This window comes from Ellagibacter isourolithinifaciens (genome assembly GCF_008831035.1).
Classification (GTDB): Bacteria; Actinomycetota; Coriobacteriia; order Coriobacteriales; family Eggerthellaceae; genus Ellagibacter; species Ellagibacter isourolithinifaciens.
Genome location: NZ_WAJR01000062.1, coordinates 1 through 1420, shown reverse-complemented (window position 1 = coordinate 1420; position 1420 = coordinate 1). Strand labels below are relative to the sequence as shown.

At 63.7% G+C, this 1420-nt stretch carries 1 protein-coding gene; it reads left to right on the top strand.

The features are described from left to right. Positions 1–48 precede the first annotated feature (48 nt). The gene (locus F8C90_RS10740; protein WP_158050495.1) at positions 49–1392 is read left to right on the top strand and encodes an IS3 family transposase; all 1344 of its coding nucleotides are present in this window, start codon (positions 49–51) and stop codon (positions 1390–1392) included. Positions 1393–1420: the final 28 nt, after the last annotated feature.

Below are 1420 nucleotides of genomic sequence, written 5' to 3'. Positions count from 1 at the left end.
GGGGGTGCGGACGAATAGTTGGACCATTCGGTCCGGTTAGGAGTTCGCGTGTACAGTCAATCCGCAAGAAAAAAGGCCCTCGAGATGCTGGCGCTCACCGGTGACTTCGAGAAGAGCGCCAGGATGTCCGGCATCTCCGGCAGGACCCTGCGCCGTTGGGCGGCAAACGCGGCCGGGCCGCAGCAGAGGACCTGCGGAGCCAAGTTCGAGCCCTACGGCGACGAGGTCCGGGGCAAGGCGATGGAGATGGCGCGAAAAGGCGCATCTTGCAGGGGCATCGCGGAAGCGCTCGGCATCGGAAGCCCCGATGTTGTACGCTATTGGCTGAAAGGCGGCGGAACGAAGGGGGCGCGGATGAGCGGCCGGGCAAGGACACCTGAGGGCGACGAGCCCGCATACGCCGGCTTCGAGGGCGGCCTCGAGGAGAGGATCCGGCAGCTCGAGCTGGAGAACGACATCCTGAGGGGAGCCGTCGATCTTTTAAAAGCAGGGAGCCTCGGCTCGATGAGCAACATGGAGAAGACCGCGCTGATCAACAAGCTGAGGCTGGAGTCCGACCGCCCCTTAAGAGAGCTCACCGATTCCTTGAGGATCTCGAAGAGCTCCTATGAGTACTGCCGCGCGAAGCTGCGCGCGAAGGACAAGCACGCCCAGCTCAGGATCGACATCAGGAGGATATTCGACGGCGCCGGCGGCACGCGGGGCTACCGGTACGTGCACAACGAGCTGCGGGAGGGCGGCGTCGTCGTCAGCGAGAAGGTCGTGCGCAGGCTGATGGCCGAAGAGGGCTGCAAGGTCGCCTACCTGAAGAGGAAGCGGCGCTACAACTCCTACAAGGGGGAGATATCGGACGCGCCCCCCAACCTGGTGAGGCGCAACTTCCACGCGGACGCGCCGAACAAGCTGTGGCTCACCGACATCACCGAGTTCAAGCTGCCCAGCGAGGAGAAGGCGTACCTCAGCCCGGTCATCGACTGCTACGACGGCCTCGTCGTGGCATGGCGGATCGGAAGGCGCCCGAGCGCGGCGCTCGCCAACGGCTCCCTGGAGGACGCGTGCGGGACGCTCTCCCCGGGCCAGCACCCGGTCTGCCACTCGGACAGGGGATGCCATTACAGATGGCCCGGCTGGATCGGCATATGCGAGGGAAACGGCCTGACCCGGTCCATGTCGAAGAAGGGCTGCAGCCCGGACAACTCGGCTTGCGAAGGCTTCTTCGGCCGCCTCAAGAACGAGTTCTTCTACTATCGGGACTGGGATGGCGTCACCGTGGACTCGTTCATGGAACTGCTGAACGAGTACATCGTTTTCTACAACGAGCGCCGCAAGAAGCAATCGCTCGGCTGGATGAGTCCTAGGCAGTATCGGTCAAGCAAGGGATTGGTCGCTTAGGCTGGTCCAAGGAATTGTCCGCACCCCC